Genomic DNA, 3,066 nt, shown 5'->3' on the forward strand with positions numbered 1-3,066 from the left:
TGGCCTCACCTCAAGATTTGTTCGCCAGACAACGCTAAGCTGGAAATACTGAGAACATCCTAGGCGACGAGCCGAAGTCTGCCGTTCGGGTCGTGGAGTGCTCGGTACCCGCGGTTGACGCTGAAAGATGCATCTTCCCAAAGGTAGTCACCTGTGAGGCCGATATGCGACCAACCCAGAGGTGAGACGTGCGCTAGCAGTGTTTCGTCGATCTCAATTCCCGAGTACCGCAGGTGATCGGCGGCCCGGCCGAGATAGAGGGCATTCCAGTATGCAATGGCGGCGATGAGCAAGTTGAGCCCAGATGCGCGGTATTGCTGGTTCTCAAGAGTTCGATCGGTGAACCGGCCCTGGCGGTTGGTGTAGACGGCGTCTGCCAGAGCGTGCCGGGCCTCTCCCTTGTTCAATCCGGCTTGGCAGGCGCGGCGCAAATCCGGCTGTTCCAGCCAGTCGAGCGTGAACAACGTCCGCTCGATGCGGCCAAGTTCGCGAAGGGCAAGGTCAAGCTTGTTCTGCCGGCGATAGGCGGAAAGCTTGCGCAGGATGATAGATGGAGCAACAGTTCCTTCCCGAATTGAGGCGGCCATTCGGACGAGATCATCCCACTCTGCCTCAATGGTGCCGACCTTGATCGCCTGGCCGAACAGACATTCGATGCCTTTGTAGTTTGCACCGGATACGATGGTTCCGAGCCGCCGGTCTGCAAGATCACGCATTCGAGGGACGAAACGGAACCCGAGCAGGTGGCACAGGCCAAAGACGTGATCCGACGCACCGCCGGTATCGGTATACAGCTCCTTCAGTGGCAATTCGCGGGCCCCTAGCATCAGGCCGTCGAGCACGTATGGGGCTTCGTTTGCGGTGGCAGACATGACGCGCGAACTGAACGAGGCAAAATGGTCGGAAAGGTGCGAGTAAATTTTGATACCTGGCTCGTGACCGTATTTTGCGTTGATCTCGGCTGCGCCCGATCGGATCCGGCCGGTGCGGAAGAACTGGCCGTCGGATGATGCACTGACACCTTCGCCCCAGTTTCGCGCGAACGGGAGGCGGTGATGTTCGCGCACAATCTGGGCCAGAGCAGCCTCGTAGTTCTCGGGCGAGATATACCAGTTCTGGGTCCAGGCGAGCTGCGCATATGTGACGCCCTGGCTGGCGTTGGCCATGCGTTCGACGCCGAGATTCGTACCATCCGCCAGAATGGCGGCGAGCACGGCAGCGGGCTTATCGTGCTCCTTGCCCGAGCGGACATCCCGAAATGCAGAGAGAAATCCGGTACGTTCAGCGACTTCGAGCAGGAGTTCGGTAATTCGGACGCGCGGGAGTAGGGCATCGAGTTTGCGGTCAAGAGCTTCCGCTTCTGGTGGAGTCGCCGCTTGCAGCGGAACGACTTTCAGCTTTTCGCGAACGAGCGTCACGCCAGGCAAGCGGCCGGTCCGCAGCTGATGCGCGAAGTGACGCAATCGCCGATCAAGTTCGGCGCTCTTATGAGCCAGATATTCTCCGGAATTCACGTTGATCGGCAGTTCGGAGATTGCCGATTGTGCGGCCTTGCGGGGGAGCAGATAGGCGTCGAAACGCTGGTAAGCCCGCGTTCCTTCGACCCAGACATCGCCCGCTCGCAGTTTATCTCGAAGTGTCGCCAGCACGGCCGTCTCGTAGCGCGGACGGCTGACCTTTCCTCCCTCCATTATCAATTTGGACCAATGCCGATTGGAAAAGGGCATCGGCGGGTTTGCTGGCAACTGCGTACCCCAACTGCCGTTGGCCTGCTTGAGGAGATCGAGAGCGGAGAGCAGGTTGGTCCCGCTGCCCGAGGCCTTGAACGTGAATGTGTCGAGGAAGTTGCGGGAGAACCGGCGCAGTGTAGCGTATCGCTCGGTTGCAAGAACCAGAGTGTCCTCCTGAGCGAGATCCGCCAAGGCATCGACGTGCGGACGGGCTGCCATCAGGCGATGCCAGCCCACCATCTCATCGACCAGGACCAGCGGATCGCCGCCAGTTTCCTCTGCCATATCCAGCGCCGCGATCGTTGCACCAAACAGTCGCATGAGCTTGCCGACCGAAGGTGCTGTGTCCTGATAGCGGCGTTCCTGGCCACGCTTGGCTCGGGTGAACAGCCCGCCAATGAGGCGCTCGAACATCAGGATTGCGGCATCTGCAAGCTTGACCTCGAGATTGACGACCGCGGCTGCCAGCGTCGCTCTGCGGCGATTGTGGGAATAGTCGGCCAACAGAAACGGCGGAGCGACGCTGCCCTCGCGCACGAATTGGCCAAAGCGGAAGCCCGTGGTTGCTAGGCTGATTGCCGGTTCAATCCCGAGATCACGTATGAACCGCAGCCGCTTGAGAAGCGCATTCATGTTCTTGGTTGACGGAGATCCGGGCATATCCCGCAACCAAGCCAGCGGCGTCATACCAAGGGCTGGGTCATTGATCAGGAGTGCGTCGAGCAACTCCAATGTACTGCCGCCCAGTTCGGCGACGATTTCCGATGCTGCGCGCTTACGAGCGCGTGCTCTCCCGGCAAGCCCGGCCCGCTCGAGGGTGTCGGGCAGGGGCAGAATAAAGCGCTCCGCCTTCAGGTTATCCATCAAGGATCTGGCAATTGTTTCTCCGCGGTCACTGCGCATGGCTGCACGGGCTGCAAGTTCAATAGCGTGGGCAACATCCGCGCGTGTGAACGGCCTAAGACCGAGGTAATCAGCGGCAATTGAGCTGTGGTCGGTTCGCGTTTGCGGACGTTGGCCATAGGCACCGTATGTGCCCGGAGCGACGCCAAGCTGCGCAGACAGGTAGTTGAGTATAGCATCGGGGATGTCCGAGTTCGTGCGCAGCCCAAACCCAGGATGCCGCAGTAAGGCAAGGTGAGCAGCAATACCGAGCCGATTAACGGGGCCTCGTCGCTTTCCGATGATATCCAGGTCTTCGACCGTCAGCGTGTAGTTCCTGATGATCGAGAAGTGGTCGGTTCTTGGTAGGAATAGCCGCTCGCGCTCTTCCCGCGTCAGTAAATTGCGCCGCGCCATGTCGTACCCCGCCTGAGTCGGAATGACCCCCCAATCG

General features: G+C 60.0%; 1 protein-coding gene. It reads right to left on the minus strand.

All coding sequences use genetic code 11. The features are described from left to right. Positions 1-59: 59 nt before the first annotated feature. Positions 60-3,029: a Tn3 family transposase gene (locus OLX23_RS25690; protein WP_264448208.1), complete on the minus strand. Its 2,970-nt coding sequence runs from the start codon at positions 3,027-3,029 to the stop codon at positions 60-62. Positions 3,030-3,066: the final 37 nt, after the last annotated feature.

The organism is Novosphingobium sp. JCM 18896 (assembly GCF_025938095.1).
Classification (GTDB): Bacteria; Pseudomonadota; Alphaproteobacteria; order Sphingomonadales; family Sphingomonadaceae; genus Novosphingobium.